Source organism: Algoriella xinjiangensis (genome assembly GCF_900115015.1).
GTDB classification, from domain to species: domain Bacteria; phylum Bacteroidota; class Bacteroidia; order Flavobacteriales; family Weeksellaceae; genus Empedobacter; species Empedobacter xinjiangensis.
Map to the genome: position 1 here is coordinate 142,025 of NZ_FOUZ01000008.1, position 18,950 is coordinate 160,974.

Below are 18,950 nucleotides of genomic sequence, written 5' to 3' on the forward strand. Positions count from 1 at the left end.
CAAATTATTGGTTGGGAAACGAAATTGTGATTTTCAATCCGTTAATATTTTCAGTTTCAAAAATAAGCTGCCCATTTATACTTTTAATACGGTTTCCCGTATTTTGCAAACCATTTTTAGGTTTTAACACAGAAATTCCAATTCCGTTGTCGGTATAATTGATTGTAATTTGATTGTTTTCTTGACTAAATTTCAGAACAACACGCGAAGCTTCGCTGTGCTTTTTCATATTTGTTAAAAGCTCTTGAATGATAATGTAAATTTCTGTTTTTGTATGCGTTGACGTATTTTTCCACAATAAATCTTCGTTTCCTAAAATAAATAAAAGAACCTCATCAGAACTATACGCTTTCATCATTTCGGCTAATTTTGCAGTAAAATTTTGCGCCAAATTATCGTCTTTTTTATCATAAGAAATATCACGAGAAATTTCGTAAACATATTCTAATTTATCTAATAATTCATTTTTACCTAAAGATTGATTGTTCTCAACTTCCGACAAAATTTGATAAATTCCGTTCGCAACTTTATCGTGTACTTTCTTCGAATATTTTAACTCTGTATTTTTTACTTCTAACAATTTTTGCTCTTCAAGCTTCTGCTTACGTCGTTTATACCAAAAATAAGCGCCAATTAATCCAAAAAACAACAAGCCAACAACTATATAAAGTTTTAGAATATCGTTCTGTTTTTTTTCGTTTTCAGCTTCCGCTTTCAAAAGATCTGCTTTGTTTTTTTCTGAATCATAACGCACCAACGCAAATTGATTTTTAGCTTTGTTACGTTCAAACTCTACACTATCATTTAATTTTTGATAGGCTTCAAAATATTTTTTAGAGTTTTCAGAATTTTCTAGCGTTATCAGTTTTTGATAAGTTTCTAATTTATCTTCGGAACTATTACTTTCAAAAGCAATGTCTTTTCTTTTATAAGCATAATTTAATGCTTTTTCTTTATCCTTTTTAGAGAAATAATCTATCAAATGGGCATAACTGGCATTAATTCCTGTTTTATCTTTCTCCTTAATTCGAATATTTAATGCATTAATTAATTTATCCTCAACATCTAGATTTACATCTTGCAACCATTCTGTATAAGCCAAATTATCAAGCACTCGTGCATACTCTTTTGGATGATTGTAAATTAAACTATCTTTTAATAAGGTTTGATAACCATTTATTGCTTCGTTAAATTGTTTGTTATACCGATAACTATTTGCAATATTATTTTCATTAACAATTCTAACCTCTCTATCTAGATTTAAATCTGTTGATTTTTGATAATAATTGATTGCCTCTTTATAATTCCCTAATTCATGTATACTTTGTCCCAAAGAATTATATGCACTTGATAACACTTCTTCTTCCTCTTTTATTTTGGGATTTAAAAGTTTAATTGCTGAAATAGTTAATTCTTGACTACCAAACCAATCTCCTTTATCATTACTTATATACCCCATGTTTACTAAACACTTTGCCGCCTGAATTTTATTTTTTTGAAGAAGATATAAATCCTTTGCTTTATTAAAATAGACATAGGCACTATCATTTTGTGATTTTTCATAAAACTCCCATGCAATATCGTACGGTTTATTTTCGGTAGTTAATTGAGGCGAAGAATTGTTTTTATCACTGCTTTGGCAAGAAAAAATAAGGAAAAGGCAACTAAGAATTAAAGTGTTTTTCAAATTAAAAGTTTTACTCTATAAAACTAAATAAAAAACGGATAGATTACTCTATCCGTGTATATTTATTTTTTAGGGGGAATTTGTCCAATTTCGCCATTTGTATCATCATCTAAACCATTGTCTGTTGATGATTGCATCACAATTGGGTTTTGATCTTGTGAAATTGTATGTGCGTTTTGACTTGGAAATAAGAATCCCAATAAAGATAATATTAATTGTAACATTTTTTATGTATTTAACTTTTAGAAATCAGTGTTCTTTCTCGCAAAACAGATTGCAAGTAGTTGACACGTTTTAAAAAAAGAAGCGCTTCTTTATTTTGGGAAGTTTTTATAATGGCTAAACAGTTAAGGAAAATAGCTTCCCAGTTCCGTTTCACTCAACTGTTTATACATTATGTTTTTTCAGGAATCAATCGTTTTTGTTTTATGATTGATTTCTATTGCAAAGTAAATACGAAAGCCCAAAACACTGTTAGACAAACAATAGACAATGATTGGACAATGATTGGACAATTATTAGACAAGCCTATTTACGGGAAACCGTAATTTTATTTGTCTAGAATTTGAGAACTTTGAAAAAGAATTTGAGGAAAAATGTCTACAAAAAAATATCTCGTAAAAGAGGTTTTTAAAAAAGCAGAACTGGAGTCTGCAAAGTCTACTAAAAATGGTTTATCTACTTATTTAGAAAATTATATTTGGGAGAATTATAAATATTCTATCAGTAGTAAATCTCTTTCGAGGTATTATGATAATTTTATTTTAGATAAACATGTAAAACAAGATATTGCACAAAACACACTTGATTATTTTGCAAAATATATTGGTTATGAAAACTTTGGAGAGTTTAGTTCGCAACATCAATCGGATAAAATAGAAGATGATTTGCAACCAATCATTATTTCGGAAGAAGAAGATATTTTGATAGATGAGCATTATTATCAATTAGAAAAAGTTGTTGAAGAACCTATTATTGAAGAAATAATACCTAGAAAAAAGAACTTTTTTGAATCAATAAAAAAAACAAAATGTAAAATATCTGACGAGTGGTGGAATTTCTATGGTTTTAGTTGCTGGAACTTTATTTTTTAATCAGTCAAATACAGATAATGCGTGCATGGTTTGGAAGGAAAATCATTACGAAGAAATTCTTTGTGATGAAACAAATCCACAAATGAAGGCGATTCCGTACAACGAAAATATTTCTCAATTGCAAAAAATAACACGTCCCGATACCCTAAATTTTGATAATGCAATAGGAAATGTGTGGTACAATAAAAGTGACGGAAAAGTTGAGTTTTTTACGAATTATGGTTTACATCCCGAAAATGGAAAAACACTGAAACCTGTTTCAAAATATATTTTGAATAAATATGCGATGAAAAATGATTAAACAAAAAAACATTCACAATTTTTGCGAATGTCTTTTTGCGAGTTATATAAATTATTTAGCTTAAAAAATCTTCATTAAGATACGAACACTAAATACAATTACTAAAAATGCAACAGCCAAAATAGCTGCGCGTTGTGGAATTTTACCTGCTAATTTAGATGCAATTGGTGCAGCAGTTGTGCCTCCAATTATTAAACCTGCGACAATAAAACCATGGCTTACGCCTAAAGTGATGAAAAACGTTATTGATGCCGAAAGTGTAACAAAAAATTCTGCTAAACTAACTGTCCCCACAACAATATTCGATTTTTTACCTTTTGCTAAAAGTGTAGAAGTTACAATTGGTCCCCAACCTCCGCCTCCAAAAGCGTCTAAAAATCCACCCGAAAATCCTAAAAATCCTACGTTTTTCACTTTTTTTCGTTCAATCTTTTTTCTAAATGCTAAAACAATTAATCTTATTCCGATGATTAATGTGTAAGTTGCTAAAACTGCGTACGCAATTGTTTCGTATTTATTTCCAAGATAAACCAATAATAATGAGCCTAAAACTGCACCAATTACGCCAGGAATAGCAAGAGCTATCAATAATTTTTTGTTTACATTACCAAATTTGTAATGCGAAAAACCACTAATTCCGCTCGAAAACATTTCGGCTGTATGTATGCTTCCACTAATTGCAGGTAAATTAACGCCAAAAATCATCATACTTGTCGAACATGTTACGCCATAACCCAATCCTACAGCGCCATCTACTAATTGCGCGAAAAAACCAACAGCTAACATTATGTAGAAAATAGTAGGAATATGACTGACAAAAGATTGTGCGTCTGTAAAACTTACAATTGATGACAAGGCATAACCAATAAATAAAGCAAAAAAGACTAAACTAATTTCAAAAACGAAACGTTTGTATTTTTTTGTCGATTTTTTTTCTCCGAATGAAGAAGTTAGCAGATTTAAATCATTTAATTTTTCATTAAAATCTCCTTTGTGTTGATTTCGAATTGCATGTAATTCATCAATATTATCTTCGATAGAATCTGGAATAACAGCTGTAAAATATTCGCGCAAACGACGAGCCATCACAGGAGATTTACCATTTGTAGAAATCGCAATTTTCAAATGTCCTTTGTTTACAATAGATCCTAAATAGAAATCGCACAAATCTGGCTGATCTGCGGCATTAACCAAAATACCTTTTGCATTGGCTTTGGTTTTTATCGTTTTATTAAGTTCAGTATCATCTGTTGCAATAATCACTAAATCTGATTGTTGTAAATCAGAATCTTCAAAATCTTTTTCGATTAACTGAAGATTTTCATGCGTATGCGAAAGTTGTTTCAATTCATCTTTAATCAGCCTTGAAATAACTTTAATTTTTGCGGAAGGATTTTGTTTAAGCAATGTTGATGCTTTTTCTAATCCTACGTTTCCTCCGCCTATAATCAGGAATCGGAGGTGTTCTGTTTTTAAAAATATTGGAAATAATGTATTTTTCATTGTTTAGGTTTTAGAGAAATTTTATGAAATAAAGAAAATCTAAAAATATCGCGTCTATAAAAATCTACGCCAGAACTACGTTGCTGATACCAATTCATATAACCAATTTCCATCGCTAGCGCTTTATTAAATTGATAATTGAGAGCAAGATAAACTCGGTTTTGATCAAATACATTCTTCACAATTTTTCTTCCTGCATTCAACATCACCTCATCTTTTATTTTTACAATCAGTTTATTTTGCTTGGTTTCTTTATCTTTTATAATTGGAATATCAACGCCCAATTGGTACCGAAATCTAAAATTAGAAAATCTGAAACCTCCAACTAATTCATCATTTTTAGTATCATGAAAAAATCTTGCTTCGGCTTTATAACGGTGATTAATTGTAACTGAATTTATTTTTTGCTGATAACCAAAACCTATATCTGGTCTAATTTCAGGAACAACTAAATCGCTTTCTGATTCGGGATTATTTGGACTTTGTAAAAAATAAGTAATTCCTCCAGAAACATTCCATTGTTCACCTAATTTTCGTTGTAAATTGCTTCTAAAAACCAATTGATGTTGCGCTACTGGATTTATAAAATGGCGTTCTTGAATTTCACTTAATACCGAATATTTTTCATTAATTTCTACCGTATTATAATAGCCGTACCAAACTAAATCTTGATGTTCCACGTTTTTTTGAGCAAATAAATTGGTTGAAAAACAAAAGATTAAAACAATTAAAATTTTATTAATTCGCCGTAAAATATTTTCGGTTTGTATAATCGCCAAGTGTTTCATACGGAATTCTTTCTTTTATATAATTATCGAAAACCAGATCAAGTTCTTCTAAAATCTCATTTTCATAGAGTTTTTCTTTGTAAATTTTATTCAATCTAACACCATATCTATCTCCGCCCAACATCAAATTATATTGACCAGCAGCTGTGCCTACAAAACCAATTTCAGAAACATACGATCTTCCACAACCATTTGGACAACCCGTCATTCTAATCGTTATATCATCATTTTGCAGATTATGTTTTGCTAACAAAGGCTCTATTTTAGTAACCAATTCGGGCAAATAACGCTGAGCTTCCGCCAAAGCTAACGGACAAGTTGGTAACGCAACACACGCCATCGAGTTTTTACGTAATTCGCTTATATCATCATTTATTTGATGTTTTTGAAGTAAATTTTCGACAATTTGTTTGTTTTCAGATGAAATCTCTCCCAATAATAAATTTTGATTCGCCGTAAAAATAAAATTGTTAATTCTGAGTAACGCTAATTCGTGTAAAAAAGCTTTTTGATTTGGTTTTACCGCGCCATTTTCTACAAATAATGTGTAATACCAAGAACCGTTATGCACTTGATGCCAATAATAATTGTCTGAACGTTCTGTAAATTGATACGCTTTTGAAGGTTCTAATTTAAAACCAATACGTTTTTCTAATTCTGCTTTAAAACCGTCAACTGTTAATTTATCAACTGTATATTTTAAACGAGCTAATTTTCTATCGCCACGATTTCCGTAATCGCGTTGAATTGTCAAAACTTCGTATGCTAGTTTTAAAACTTTTTCTTCGGAATCTACAAATCCTATTTCCGAAGCTAAACGCGAATATGTATTTGGATTACCATGTGTTGTTGATAATCCACCACCAATTGCAACATTAAAACCAATTAATTTATCATTTTCGATAATCGCAATCAATCCCAAATCGTTTGCAAAAACATCCACATCATTGGTCGGCGGAATTGCAATTGCTATTTTAAATTTTCGAGGTAAATAACGGTCTTCATACAAATCATCTTTTTCGGTTTCGCGTTCATAAATCTTTTCATTGTCTACAAAAATCTCATAATAAGCTTGTGTTTTTGGCAATAAATGTTTCGATAATTTATCTGCATACGCGTGTATACTTTGATGAATTGGAGAAACCAACGGATGCGAACTAACAATTACATTACGATTTACATCGCCGCAAGCAGCGATAGAATCTAACTTTGCTTTATCAAATGATTGTAAAGTCGGTCGTAATTCATGTTTTAAAATACCGTGTAATTGAATGGTTTGACGCGTTGTAATTTTAAGTATACCCGTACCATATTCTTCCGAAGTTTCGTGAATAGCCAACCATTTATCTGCATCAATAATTCCGCCCGGAATGCGTAAACGAATCATAAATGAATATAATTTATCCAGTTTTTTTTGCGCGCGTTCTTCCCTTCTATCTCTATCATCTTGCACATACATTCCATGAAATTTCACCAAAGCTTCGTCATCTGGCCTCACATTTCCGGTATGGTTGTCAAGCGTTATACTTTCTTTTAAAGTTCCTCTTAAACCATCACTTTTTATTTTGATTCCTTCTATAGGAGATTGTTTTTCTGTACTCATTTTGTTCTTTGTTTATTAGTAAACATCTTTTTGATAACGCCCTTCTTCTTCCAATTTTTCGAGATAATTTTTAGCCGTTTCGGTATCAACATCTTTTTCTGTTGCAATAATTTCTACCAATGTATTTTCTACATCTGTACTCATTCCATTTTTTTGTCCGCAGACATACAAATAAGCACCGTTATCTATCCACTCAAAAATTTCTTTTGCTTGCTCTTTCACTCGATTCTGAACATATATTTTTTCTTTCTGATCACGAGAAAAAGCAGTATCTAATTTTTGTAAAACACCCGTAGAAAGCCATTCTTGAATTTCTGTTTGATAATAAAAATCTGACACAAAATGTTGCTCTCCAAAAAACAACCAATTTTTACCTTCGGAACCAGTTGCATCTCGGTGCGCTAAAAAACTTCTGAAAGGCGCAATTCCCGTTCCTGGACCAATCATAATAATTGCTTCATCATCAGTTGGTAACTTGAAATTTTTATTTTTATGAATATAAAATTCAATGGAATGATTGACTTCAAAATCTGCTAAAAACTGAGAACACAATCCCGTTTTTTGTTGTTCTTCTATCTCAAAAGTATCAAGACTTACTGTTAAATGAATCTCATTTTCGTGGGCTTCTGTTGAGGAAGAAATCGAATATAAACGTGGTGCAACTGAGTGTAAAAGCGCTAAAACAGCATCAAAATTTACAGTTATATTTTGAAGTTCATAACGGTTTAACACATCTATTAAATCTACTTTTTCTTCTTTAATTTCAATCTTAAAAAGTTGAGCAAAAGCTTCAATCGATTTTTTAGACAATGCTCTAATATTCTTCAATTCAAGTTCTTTATAACGAGATTCAGCGTCAAAAAAATGAGCAATTTTAGATGTTTCAATCGGATTATTTTTCGGATAAATTCCTAATGCATCGCCTGGTTCATAATCTACTTGTTCATCCAAAGCAATCTCAATATGATATGTTTCTTTATTTGAGCCTTTATCATTCAGAATCACTTTGTGTTTTACAATTCCTTCATAATTTTTTTTATACGAAACAGCTGATATTTTAGTTTCTGATGATAAAACTGATTGACCAGAATTCTGAACTAAATTTAGAATCTGCGCAAACCATTCGTCTGCAATTGGCTGATAATCTATATCTGTTTTAACCAAAGAAATTGCACGATTAGCGCCCAAACGATGAAATAATTCGTCTATTTCTTCGCCCGATTTACAGAAAAACGGATACGATGTATCGCCTAATCCCAAAACTGCATATTTGGTAGAAGCGAGATTACTGTTTAAATTACTTAAATTATCATAGAATTTTTGCGCATTTTGAGGCAAATCGCCATCGCCTTGTGTGCTAATTATAAAAATGATAAATTCTTCTTTCTCAATTTTTTCTAATGGATATTGAAACGCATCAACAACTTTAGATTGCACTTTATTTTTTTTGAAAATACTTTGTAATTGTGTGGCTAATTTCTTTGCATTTCCAGTTTCTGTACCATAAATAATTGTTGGTTTAACTAAATTTATTTTAGCAACTTCTGGTAATTTATTTTCTTGATTATTTACTAATATTCCAGCCAAATAACCATTTGTCCAAATGATTTCGTCGCGAGAAAAATCTTTAATCAAGTTTTTAAAATCGAGTAATTTTTCGTTAGCTAGCATAAAAAATAATTGATTTGTGATTATCAAAATATGAGTTTGAACTGTTTTTCTCGTTGATCCAATTAAATGATTCGTGCAGATTTACAACATGACCAACAATGATTAAAGTTGGTACATAATCAAATTTTGGCAATTGTTTTTGTTGAATATCCGTAAAAGAAAAAACTTGCGTTTTTTGATCGGGCGTGGTCGCTTGTTGAATAACCGCCAATCCTTTTTCTGTATTAATTCCTTTCTCCAAAAAACGGTCAACCAACGTTTGTAAACGCTGTCCGCTCATGTAAAAAACCAAAGTATCGTCTGTTGTTGCCCAATCATTCCATTGATTTTCTGCTACAGTTTTTAAATCGCAAAGTGTTAATAATCGTAAACCTTTAGCATAATTACGCGCAGTTAATGGAATTCCCGAATATGCTGCGGCACCGAAAGCAGCAGAAATTCCTGGAATAATTTCGTACGGAATTTTATGTGTATTTAAGATTTCTAATTCATCCAAAATATTCGAAAATAGTGATGCATCGCCGCCTTTTAATCTCAACACTAATTTTCCTTGAATGGCAAATTCTACCAACAAATTATTAATGTCTTTTTGAGGCGTGTGCAAACCTTTAGAACATTGCTTGCCAACGTAAATAATTAAAGCATCTTTGGACGCATAATTTTCTATCAATTCTGGCGAAACCAGACGATCTGTTAAAATAACATCTGCTGTTTGTATATATTTTAATGCTTTTAGCGTAATCAAATCTGGATCTCCTGGACCCGCGCCCGCTAAAATTACTTTTCCTATAGTGTGATTACTCATTTCTCTTTGTGTATTATGATTAGTCCAAAAACATTAAAGCTGCTACCGTATTTTTAGTCGATTCATCAATCAAAATTGCATTACCCGTTTGCGAATTAGTTTGAAATGAATCATAAAAAAGTGGTTGATTTGTCTTTAAAACAACTTGTCCGATATCATTTAAATTGATTTCGTCGGACGGATTAAAAGTCCAATTATTTATATCCCAAAGTTGCTCTATTGCTTCAATTTTAATTCTCACTTCTCGAAAACGATGTTGTAATAAATATGTTTTTCCTTGTTGCAAAGCTGAATTATCTAACCAACAAATCCATGATTTTAAAGTATTAGAAACTGTAGGAATTTCGGCAACTTTTACAATCGTATTTCCTCTGCTTATATCAATATCATCGGACAAATGCAACACAATATTTTCGCCTGCTTTTGCAGTTTCTACTTCTTTTTGATGTCTTTCTATCTTTTTTATTTTTGACGATATTTCGGATGGATATACAATTATTTCGTCGCCTACTTTTAGCTCTCCACTTTGTAATTGCCCTGCATATCCGCGATAATCGTGGTATTTTTCTTCTTGTGGACGAATAACAAATTGTACTTGAAAACGAACTGGTAATGTTTGCTCAGGATTGATTGTAATATTTTCTAAAACACTTAATAATGTTTCGCCTTTGTACCAAGGTGTATTTATAGATTTATCGACAATATTATCTCCAATCAAAGCGCTAACTGGTATGTAAACAATTTCATCATAATTTAATTGGTCTTTTATCGCTTCAAAATCAGCTTTTATTTTGTTAAATATATCTTCCGAATAATCAAGTAAATCAATTTTATTAATCGCAATAATTGCTTTTTTAATTCCCATTAACGAGCCAATACTTGCATGACGTTTTGTTTGAGTTGTGATACCATTACGTGCATCAACCAAAATAATTATCAATTCTGAATTAGAAGCTCCCGTAATCATATTTCGCGTGTATTGCTCATGTCCAGGCGCATCTGCAATAATAAATTTGCGTTTGTCTGTCGAAAAATATTTATAAGCCACATCTATTGTTATGCCTTGTTCTCTTTCGGCGCGTAAACCGTCCGTAATCAAAGCCAAATCGATTGTATCATTTTGATGAGATTTCTTTTTTTCTAAAACACCTAATTGATCTGTATGTACGCTGTTAGAATCGTATAGCAAACGTCCAATTAAGGTACTTTTACCATCGTCTACATTTCCTGCTGTTATAAATTTGAGTGTATTCATTTTACTAATATTCTATAGAGTTTATATAGTTTTAAACTAAAAAAATGGATTAAAAATAACCTTGCTTTTTTCTATCTTCCATTGCAGCTTCAGATAATTGATCGTCTAAACGTGTTTGTCCTCTTTCGCTAATTCGGGTGTTAATAATATCTGTAATTATATCATCAATAGTTGCTGCATCTGATGGTACTGCGGCCGTACACGTCATATCGCCAACTGTGCGGTAACGTACTTTTTCTACAACAACCTCATCCGTTTCATTTGGTTGTATAAATGCCGAAGTTGCAATTAGTTTATCATTATAAACGATACATTCTCGCTGATGAGAAAAATATAAATTTGGCAATTCTATCTCATTTGCTTTGATATAATTCCAAACATCCAATTCGGTCCAATTACTAATCGGAAAAACTCTAACATTGTGCCCTTTTTCTATTTTACCGTTTAAAATATTCCACAATTCTGGACGCTGAAGTTTAGGATCCCATTGTCCAAAATCATCACGAACCGAAAAAATACGTTCTTTGGCTCTTGCTTTTTCCTCATCGCGACGTGCTCCACCAATACAAGCATCAAACTGATATTCCTCAATAACATCTAACAAAGCATACGTTTGTAAGGCATTACGAGAAGGAAAACGACCATTTGTTTCTTTTAGATTATACTTTTTAATGGCATCTTCTACAGAAGCTACAATTAAATTTTCTCCGATTTTATTTGCTAAATAATCTCTGAATTTAATTGCCTCAGGAAAATTATGTCCCGTATCCACATGTACCAACGGAAACGGAAATTTGCCTGGTCTGAATGCTTTTAATGCTAAATGAACTAAAACAATTGAATCTTTTCCACCCGAAAATAATAATGCTGGACGCTCAAACTGTGCGGCAGTTTCTCTAAGAATATAAATTGCTTCATCTTCTAATTGAGCTAAATAATTTTTCTCTTTATATGACATTTTTTTAATTTTATTTCAACAAAAAACTCCTCAAAAATTTGAGGAGTTTGCTATTTTATGAAATGTATTAACACGGCACAAGAATATTCTCCTCTTTTATAGAGTAACACATATACATTGCCATATATAATACATTAATTTTCATTGTTTTAATTTGTTCAAAAATATATTAATTTTCTATAAATAAAAAATACATAGATAATTTTAAAGAATAAATCAGTTTTAATCTATTTTATTAGATAATTTTTCGGTTTAATTGGTTTTTGCAAAAACATTAATCTATTAAGTTAGTAGAGTAATGGATGTGAAAATATAATTTTAAGTGCTTAATAAACTATAATTCTATTTCCCAAATTCCTTTTTTGGCAGCTCTTGCTTCTTGTTGTAATTTATAAAACAAGTCCGAGTACTTTGAATTTGGTTGTATTGTCATAATTCTTGCATATCCATTTTCGATTAACATTGCATTTACAAAATTATTATCTGGTAAATAAACATAAGCCAAAACCCTATTGTATTGGTCATATTTATCAAGATCAAACTCTAGTTTTACATTTTTATGTAGAATTAAATTTGTGAGATACTCTTTTGCCTCTTCGCCATAATAGCCTTTTTTCTTCTTTCCTCTATTTCTTGTTTCTGGTGTATCAAGTCCAATTAATCTTATTTTATACTCTACATTATATTGGTCAGTACAATAAAAAGTATCGCCATCTATAACTTTATAAACCGTGTATAATTCATTTTCTGAATTGTTATAAGAATTTATAATTTTGGTATTACTGGCTAGTTCATTTTCTAAACTTCTTTTTTTACCTGATTTAGAGCAAGCTGCTGTTAAAAGAACAATTAAAATGATATAAAAACTATTCTTCATCTGTATTACTTATTTTAGGTACAATTTGAATTATAAAACGTTGATTTTTAAATTCTGTTTTATAAAATTTATTTACTTGGTTCTCATTATTTCTATTTTCAATTTCATAAAAATGACGACCAACTCCTCCCCATCCGTTTCCTGAAATTTGTAAATCAATCAAGCCATTGTATTTTTTATCTTCAAAATTAATTCCTTTGTCTATCCAAAATTTCCATAAGTTAAACGCTCTTAAATAACTTAATTGATAATCTTCTTTTAAATTTGGTTTTAAGAATTTTGAAGCATAACCAGAAATTATAACGATGTAAGAAACATTTGAAAGTGTTTTATTATTTTTTTTATCCTTTTCTAGCTGATCTACAATTTTCTTTAACTCTAGACCAGCATCAAGAATTTTTTCTGATGTTGTTTCATAATTCAATAAATCTCCTTCTTTTATTTCGACTTTAGAAACTCCATATTTTACATCAAAACTTAGTACAAATCTTTTGTATTCTTTCTCATATTTAAACAAATCATTGTTCTTTTTTAATGGTTTTATATTTTCTTCGACCATATTATAAACAGCTAGTTTTTTTTGCAAATTTTCAACTTGTCTTTGTTGAGAAATGTAAGTAATTACGAATAATACTAGAACTATAAAAAATAAACTTGTCATTAAATCCGAATAACCAATCCAAAATATTCCTGTATCTTTTTTCTTAGACATTCTTATTTTTTCTTTTTAAATGGATTTTTAAATATTTCTGACATAATATCTACCTTTATTGTAGAAGGAATACTAGACAGTGATTTATTTGTAATTTGTATTGACGAATTAGTTTTCTCTACAGAATTATTTGTTCTTTCTACAGAACTACTCGTTTTTTCTAATACAATATTTACTTGATCTAATTGTTTTTTAATTGCTTCAACTTTTTCAAAATTTTCCTCAATCTTTTTTGTCGATTCGTTCAAATCTTCTAAATATTTTAAGTTTGACAGATAAGATCTATTTTCTTCAAAAGAACGTTCTAACAAACCTGCCTCTTTAATTGTCATCGTTTGCATAGATGTTATTTGATTTTGAGTATGCTCTTTCAATTGTTCCATTGAGCGTTGCATTACATCATCAGCTCTTTTTACGCCTTGTTTAAAAATTTCTGTATTATCATTTAAAATTGTAAAATGAGAATCAATAAATTTAACTATTCGTTGAGTTTCCTCTAATCGTTGATCTACTTTTAAAGCGACATCAGAAAAATTATTAACTCTATCTAGTAGCAATCTCAAATCTTTACTTACATCTTTTGATGCACCTAACATAGATGTTGCAGATGTTATATAGGAGTTAAAATGTTCTAGTTCTGGGACAGTTGATTTTAATTCTTTTAATATTTTTACATTTGCTTTTGCAAACTCTGCAATATCAATAGATTCTAACGTATCTAAAATTGAAGATTGAGCGATTAATGCGTCATAATTTTTAGAAAACAAAGCATCTAATTTGTGTAAATTTTGAGTGAAATCGAGATTAAATTTTGAAACTACATCTCCTAATTTAAATACACTTGACGATACACTTTGATTAATTAATGGCATTAATTCGGTCTGAGTAAAAGTGTAAAAATCATTCTTATTATCTTCTACTTTTTTACGTGCATCTTTAAAAGAAACTGTAGAATTATACACCGTAAGTCCAAGACCATAGCAACTTGCAATCATCGCTATACAAACACTAATTAAGAAACTTGAAATACCAGACTCAAAAATATCTCCTCCTTTTATTTGTATAAAAAAAAGATTACCTAGCCCGAAAATAATTCCAACCATTGTTCCCATTAAACCCAAATATAAAGGTGCATTAATTGTTTGTGTAATATAATCGTCTTCGGCATCTACATTACGTTCTACGACATCTTTTATTAAATTAAAATCGGCTATTGCTCCTCTATTTCTTAATAAATAAACATTAAGTGCTTCTTGTATTTTATCAAAATGTGAATTAAATTTTTTAGTAGGTGAAATCAAATTAACACTTACAATATTAGAATCTTCGGTATCATACAATTCATTTTCATAAATATCATTGTAATCTTCAACTTGTTTTAAAATTGCTTTCGGATCTTTTTCATTTAGATGAGTAAATGGAATTTTCAAATTTTGAATTTCAAAATTACTTCCATCCGGAATTATTATAGTTAAATTCTTAATTGCCTGTTTGGTTTGTTTAGCAAATTTGGTTTGGTAAAATATGATAGCAAACAATGCTAAAAATTCTAAAATTACACTTATACTAATCATATTTTATTTTTGCTTTTTCTATTACTTTCCAATAATCATTTTCTTTTATTAATTTACCTACTGTTTGTGTAATAATTGCTTTAGCTTCTTGATTAAAAGCTTCTATTTGTTCGCATACAGGAAATAAAATATCATGAGGAATATCTAAAGAATATTTAATTGATTTTGTTTGATTGATAAATTCAAAAGTTGCATTATTATCATCTATAAGAGTTATTTTATATAATGAATTTTCTGAACAGCTTTGGGTTAATGATGACAAATAAAATCTACCTTCTTTACTTACTTTATTTACATAAAAAATTTCTTTTTCTTTTGGTAAATCTGTTGATGATTCTACATCTAGCAGTATTATAGTTGGAGCAATCTCATCTTCAATGATTTCTTTTGCTTCAACTATTTCTTTATCTATCTCTTTTTTATCTTCAATAATCTTAGTTAAATGCTTATTACTTTCTTCTAAATCCTTAATTTTATTTTTTAATTCTTTAATCTCTAATTCTTTTCTTCCCTCTGGATCTATTGCTTGACGAGAAGGAAGATTATTCCTTTTTTCATTTTTTTTCTCACTTTCCATTTTTTTATTCCTACTAATCAATATTATTATGAAAAATAATGATATACATAGTAAAATTGATAAACCAATTATGACATATAGAGGCCAATTTGATGCGTCTACTTTTATAGAATCTATTTGTTGCGTTAAAAATAATTTCATACAATTAATTTTTAGAAATATGAGAAGCCAACGAATTTAAAATACCTACTAATGGATAGAAAAATAAAGGTTCTGATATTTCTGTATCCAATTCGCCTTCTAACTCATCTAATTTATTTTGAATACCGAGAAGTAATTCGCCTTTTAATTCGCCTAAAGCATATTCTCTATAATTATTCAATTTATCTATGTTAATTTCAAAATTATCTTTAAAACTGAACTCTTTATTTAAGTCAAAAAATAAATTAATAAAATCTGTAGTTTCTTCTAAAACATCTGCTTTAACCGTTTCTATTTCGGTATATTTTATGTTTTTAGAATTATTTTTATCTCCTAATAATGTATATTTTAGCTTTAGAACATCAAGTTCTGTAGTAGAATAAAGCATTCCTTTACATGTTATTTCTTTCGGATTTTTATATTGCTTTATTGTAATTGGAGCTAAATTTTGAGCATATACTTTCTCAAAAATTAATTTTGTAAATTCATTTATAATTCTTGATTGTCTAGAATTATCTATAATTGACAATAATTTTGATCCATTTCCACTAAAAGTAACATACTTAGGAGCTTCTAAATTATTTACTATCATTAACTTTGCTAAATGATATATTATTGAAGAATAATAAAATAAAAATACAGTTTTTAAATCTCCACTATCTGATAAAATAGCCGAATATGATAGTGGAACATTTTTATCGTTTAAATTTTTATTCGTTTCTAACGAAAATAAAAAAGTAGATATATCCTCACTTTTATTAGATGATAATCCTTTTAATATAGCTTGTAAATCAAGTTCATTATTTTCTTCTAAAATATTATCTATTTTTGATCTTGTTTTTATAAAACCATTAGAAGATGATGGTTTATTGTAACCGTCACCAAAAATTGCATTGGCACCATATCTAAAAGACGTAATTATTTGCGGAACATCATTATTATAAATAACTATATCTGTTGTTCCTCCACCAATATCTATTGATGCAACAGGTTTATCTAACGACGAAATTCCTTCTTTCTTAATTAAATATTGAAAAGGAGCTATAGATTCTGTAATTCTTTTGGGTAGATCATTTGGCTTTAAATATTCCTCAATTAAACCCTCAATTAAACCTTCAAATTTTGATAATCTAGCATTATTCATACTAATTGGGTACGACCATTTTATTTGTGTTTTATTGATATCACCATTATTTAATAAAATTTTATTTTTTATTAAAAAAACAAGTTCTTCTAAAAACACTTTTACTACTTGTATATCATCAGAATTTATATTTGCCCATTTTAAATTCGACTTTACAATACTTGGTTTCTGAATAGGAAGTTTTTCATACTGAAATGGAATAGAATAATCAGCTAGAGCATAATTAGCTACTGATTTGTTTAATGTTTCTGCATAAGAAATAACCGTTCTTGTCGGAAATTTAAATTCAGTTTCTGCATTGATTAATCCTGGTAATAACTCTAACCTCATCAAACGAACCATCATTATTGTTTCGGTATCAACATCACCTTTTTCTATATAATCTGATGAAATTGTACCTTCTAACTGAATATCATCTTTTGTAATATCAAAAGCCTGTGGCTCATCTTCTCCTTTTCTATATTCGATATGAGTATTTGTAGTACCAAAATCAATTGCAAAAGAAAATACCTCCGAATTGTTTGAAGGAATAGTCCATTTCGGAACAATTACATTGTGTCTATTTAATAATGAAACATCTATATAATCAAACTCATTTTCGACAACAGAATACTCTGATTGAATAAAATCTGATTGTTTGTTACTTCTTAATTTTGTTGCAACTTTTTTTACTGTTTCATTCTTATCATCAATAAATTGAGCTTTAACATCTATATCTCCAAAATCATATATACCGATACGGTAATGTGCATCAAATCTTTTATTCGTTTTAACAAAAGGAAAAATTCCTAAAGAAAAATTTACTCTTTCTATAAATCCCTGATTGTTAATTAAATCTGGTTGATCTGCAGTTAAAGGTCCTTTATTTACATACCTTCTATTAAATGTAATAAATCTATTTTGAGATTTTATTGGTATACGCAATATAACATCTATAGAATCTACAAATGATTTCATTTCTAACATTGGTAATCCACCAACTTTTTTATTTAACAAATCGTCTATAGAAAAGAAATCAAAAAACTTTCTTGTTAATGGTAAAGCAAAATCAGAAATATTGTTGTTTACATTACGCGTTATATTTCCGTTGAAATACTTTGGATTTAAAGGATACTCAAAATTAAAAATATAAGGTTCTAAAAAATCACTAACCGTTATATATGGATATTGTGTTGCTGTATTTGGTAAAGTTCTTTTATTAAATTCATTTTCCGAATCATAATATGGTACCTTAAAATTTTGATTCCATTTAGCAGAAAAACTGGTATAATTAAGTCCTGTATTGTAACTATTTTGTAAAACCAAAGGAAGTAATTCATCTGTATAAATAGAATTAAACTTTTCTGAATCTATCAAAAAATCACTTTCTTTTTGAATTTGACTTGCTAATTGTTTTACTCTTCTTATTTTTAAAGGAACACCTAAAACATCAATATTTTGCCCAGAAATGCCCGTATCTAAATCATCATAATAAGTATTAAGATCTATCAAATTTTGCTGTCCTTCACTTTTTATTTGATGAATTTCTTCAAATAAGGAATGATTAATTTTCGAAAGTTCTTCTAACGAAAGTTCTATATAATCATAAAAATCTTTCATTTTAGATTTTAAACTAGAATTTGAATAAAACAGTCTATAAATATATTTTTGAAATTCCTCGTCTCTGTTATATAACGGACAATATTCTGAATCGAATAATTTATCAGAACCATGAAAATTTAAATCAATAGAACTTAAATTATTTGCCGTTGTAAAAAATAATGTTAACGGAGAAGTTCCTCCAATTACTTGATGATTATATTTTATTAAATAAAAACCTTTAAATAAATCAAAATTAAAAACCTCTTTATCTTGGTCTAAATATAATTTTAAGGTTTTCCCATATAATTGATGTTTTGGATTGGAAGAAGACAATAAATTTTCTAAATCTCTTTCCTTATCCCAATAATGAAAACTTATCTGATTAACACTAGATTTATTAAATGTCATTTCAATTAAATCAAGTGTATCTGATACCATTTTTGTATAAACAGAATTTTTATTTAATTGTTTTTTATTGACAACATTTCTAAATGCAGTTCTTATCAAATCTATGCGAGCAAACGGACTAGGAATTGATGTTGGTTCTTTGGTTGTTTCATCTCCATCTGGAGTTGGTATTTTCTCTATATCTTGCTGATTATATGCACCTGATCGTTCTGACCAATGTTCTAAATTAGCATCTTGAAATAATCTAAAAACTTTTGACATAATAATCGAT

At 29.2% G+C, this 18,950-nt stretch carries 16 protein-coding genes; 2 read left to right on the forward strand and 14 right to left on the reverse strand.

The genetic code is table 11. The features are described 5' to 3' along the window. Positions 1-4: 4 nt before the first annotated feature. Positions 5-1,687 carry a tetratricopeptide repeat-containing sensor histidine kinase gene (locus BM072_RS09250; RefSeq protein ID WP_092908377.1) on the reverse strand — a complete coding sequence of 561 codons (1,683 nt, stop codon included), beginning with the start codon at positions 1,685-1,687 and terminating at the stop codon, positions 5-7. Positions 1,688-1,749: 62 nt separating this feature from the next. Continuing rightward, a complete protein-coding gene (locus BM072_RS15495) occupies positions 1,750-1,911 on the reverse strand; it encodes a hypothetical protein (protein WP_177190295.1) in 162 nt (53 codons plus the stop codon). A 372-nt stretch (positions 1,912-2,283) separates the two neighbouring features. Between BM072_RS15495 and BM072_RS09260 the strand changes: the two genes are divergently transcribed. Both BM072_RS09260 and BM072_RS09265 read left to right on the forward strand, forming a co-directional pair. After that, complete coding sequence (locus BM072_RS09260; RefSeq protein WP_092908379.1) at positions 2,284-2,781, forward strand: hypothetical protein; 498 nt, start codon at positions 2,284-2,286, stop codon at positions 2,779-2,781. After that, the gene (locus BM072_RS09265; RefSeq protein ID WP_092908380.1) at positions 2,750-3,082 is read left to right on the forward strand and encodes a hypothetical protein; all 333 of its coding nucleotides are present in this window, start codon (positions 2,750-2,752) and stop codon (positions 3,080-3,082) included. The genes BM072_RS09260 and BM072_RS09265 overlap by 32 nt, the downstream gene beginning before the upstream one ends. Before the next feature lie 60 nt (positions 3,083-3,142). Here BM072_RS09265 and BM072_RS09270 read toward each other — a convergent pair whose 3' ends face one another. From BM072_RS09270 to BM072_RS09325, 12 genes are all read right to left on the reverse strand, one after another. After that, complete coding sequence (locus tag BM072_RS09270; RefSeq protein ID WP_092908381.1) at positions 3,143-4,585, reverse strand: TSUP family transporter; 1,443 nt, start codon at positions 4,583-4,585, stop codon at positions 3,143-3,145. Next, complete coding sequence (locus BM072_RS09275) at positions 4,582-5,265, reverse strand: DUF2490 domain-containing protein (protein ID WP_177190296.1); 684 nt, start codon at positions 5,263-5,265, stop codon at positions 4,582-4,584. Before BM072_RS09275 ends, BM072_RS09270 begins: the two co-directional genes overlap by 4 nt. 58 nt (positions 5,266-5,323) lie before the next feature. Next, the gene (locus tag BM072_RS09280) at positions 5,324-6,976 is read right to left on the reverse strand and encodes an NADPH-dependent assimilatory sulfite reductase hemoprotein subunit (protein WP_092908383.1); all 1,653 of its coding nucleotides are present in this window, start codon (positions 6,974-6,976) and stop codon (positions 5,324-5,326) included. Between the two features lie 15 nt (positions 6,977-6,991). Continuing rightward, on the reverse strand, positions 6,992-8,647 hold the full coding sequence (locus tag BM072_RS09285) for a diflavin oxidoreductase (RefSeq protein WP_092908384.1): 1,656 nt from the start codon (positions 8,645-8,647) through the stop codon (positions 6,992-6,994). Beyond that, positions 8,637-9,452, reverse strand: coding sequence for a uroporphyrinogen-III C-methyltransferase (cobA, locus tag BM072_RS09290; RefSeq protein WP_092908385.1), 816 nt, complete (start codon positions 9,450-9,452; stop codon positions 8,637-8,639). The genes BM072_RS09285 and cobA overlap by 11 nt, the downstream gene beginning before the upstream one ends. 19 nt (positions 9,453-9,471) lie before the next feature. Beyond that, a complete protein-coding gene (locus BM072_RS09295; protein ID WP_092908386.1) occupies positions 9,472-10,707 on the reverse strand; it encodes a sulfate adenylyltransferase subunit 1 in 1,236 nt (411 codons plus the stop codon). Positions 10,708-10,756: 49 nt separating this feature from the next. Next, on the reverse strand, positions 10,757-11,665 hold the full coding sequence (cysD, locus tag BM072_RS09300) for a sulfate adenylyltransferase subunit CysD (RefSeq protein WP_092908387.1): 909 nt from the start codon (positions 11,663-11,665) through the stop codon (positions 10,757-10,759). A gap of 334 nt (positions 11,666-11,999) precedes the next feature. Continuing rightward, the gene (locus BM072_RS09305; RefSeq protein WP_092908388.1) at positions 12,000-12,542 is read right to left on the reverse strand and encodes a thermonuclease family protein; all 543 of its coding nucleotides are present in this window, start codon (positions 12,540-12,542) and stop codon (positions 12,000-12,002) included. Continuing rightward, positions 12,532-13,254: a hypothetical protein gene (locus BM072_RS09310; RefSeq protein WP_092908389.1), complete on the reverse strand. Its 723-nt coding sequence runs from the start codon at positions 13,252-13,254 to the stop codon at positions 12,532-12,534. The genes BM072_RS09305 and BM072_RS09310 overlap by 11 nt, the downstream gene beginning before the upstream one ends. A gap of 2 nt (positions 13,255-13,256) precedes the next feature. Continuing rightward, the gene (locus BM072_RS09315) at positions 13,257-14,828 is read right to left on the reverse strand and encodes a hypothetical protein (RefSeq protein WP_092908390.1); all 1,572 of its coding nucleotides are present in this window, start codon (positions 14,826-14,828) and stop codon (positions 13,257-13,259) included. Beyond that, positions 14,821-15,546: a hypothetical protein gene (locus tag BM072_RS09320; protein ID WP_125112868.1), complete on the reverse strand. Its 726-nt coding sequence runs from the start codon at positions 15,544-15,546 to the stop codon at positions 14,821-14,823. Before BM072_RS09320 ends, BM072_RS09315 begins: the two co-directional genes overlap by 8 nt. A 4-nt stretch (positions 15,547-15,550) precedes the next feature. Then, entirely contained in the window at positions 15,551-18,940 is a 3,390-nt protein-coding gene (locus BM072_RS09325) for an acetate and sugar kinases/Hsc70/actin family protein (RefSeq protein WP_092908392.1), read from the reverse strand. Between the last annotated feature and the right edge of the window lie 10 nt (positions 18,941-18,950).

What these genes read in the sequence shown, in the direction of transcription:
- BM072_RS09270 (WP_092908381.1), bottom strand. Translation starts at nt 4,585, where the DNA reads ATGAAAAATACATTATTTCCAATATTTTTAAAAACAGAACACCTCCGA.
- BM072_RS15495 (WP_177190295.1), bottom strand. Translation starts at nt 1,911, where the DNA reads ATGTTACAATTAATATTATCTTTATTGGGATTCTTATTTCCAAGTCAA.
- BM072_RS09285 (WP_092908384.1), bottom strand. Translation starts at nt 8,647, where the DNA reads ATGCTAGCTAACGAAAAATTACTCGATTTTAAAAACTTGATTAAAGAT.
- cysD (WP_092908387.1), bottom strand. Translation starts at nt 11,665, where the DNA reads ATGTCATATAAAGAGAAAAATTATTTAGCTCAATTAGAAGATGAAGCA.
- BM072_RS09305 (WP_092908388.1), bottom strand. Translation starts at nt 12,542, where the DNA reads ATGAAGAATAGTTTTTATATCATTTTAATTGTTCTTTTAACAGCAGCT.
- BM072_RS09315 (WP_092908390.1), bottom strand. Translation starts at nt 14,828, where the DNA reads ATGATTAGTATAAGTGTAATTTTAGAATTTTTAGCATTGTTTGCTATC.
- BM072_RS09260 (WP_092908379.1), top strand. Translation starts at nt 2,284, where the DNA reads ATGTCTACAAAAAAATATCTCGTAAAAGAGGTTTTTAAAAAAGCAGAA.
- BM072_RS09325 (WP_092908392.1), bottom strand. Translation starts at nt 18,940, where the DNA reads ATGTCAAAAGTTTTTAGATTATTTCAAGATGCTAATTTAGAACATTGG.
- cobA (WP_092908385.1), bottom strand. Translation starts at nt 9,452, where the DNA reads ATGAGTAATCACACTATAGGAAAAGTAATTTTAGCGGGCGCGGGTCCA.
- BM072_RS09280 (WP_092908383.1), bottom strand. Translation starts at nt 6,976, where the DNA reads ATGAGTACAGAAAAACAATCTCCTATAGAAGGAATCAAAATAAAAAGT.
- BM072_RS09265 (WP_092908380.1), top strand. Translation starts at nt 2,750, where the DNA reads ATGGTTTTAGTTGCTGGAACTTTATTTTTTAATCAGTCAAATACAGAT.
- BM072_RS09320 (WP_125112868.1), bottom strand. Translation starts at nt 15,546, where the DNA reads ATGAAATTATTTTTAACGCAACAAATAGATTCTATAAAAGTAGACGCA.
- BM072_RS09310 (WP_092908389.1), bottom strand. Translation starts at nt 13,254, where the DNA reads ATGTCTAAGAAAAAAGATACAGGAATATTTTGGATTGGTTATTCGGAT.
- BM072_RS09295 (WP_092908386.1), bottom strand. Translation starts at nt 10,707, where the DNA reads ATGAATACACTCAAATTTATAACAGCAGGAAATGTAGACGATGGTAAA.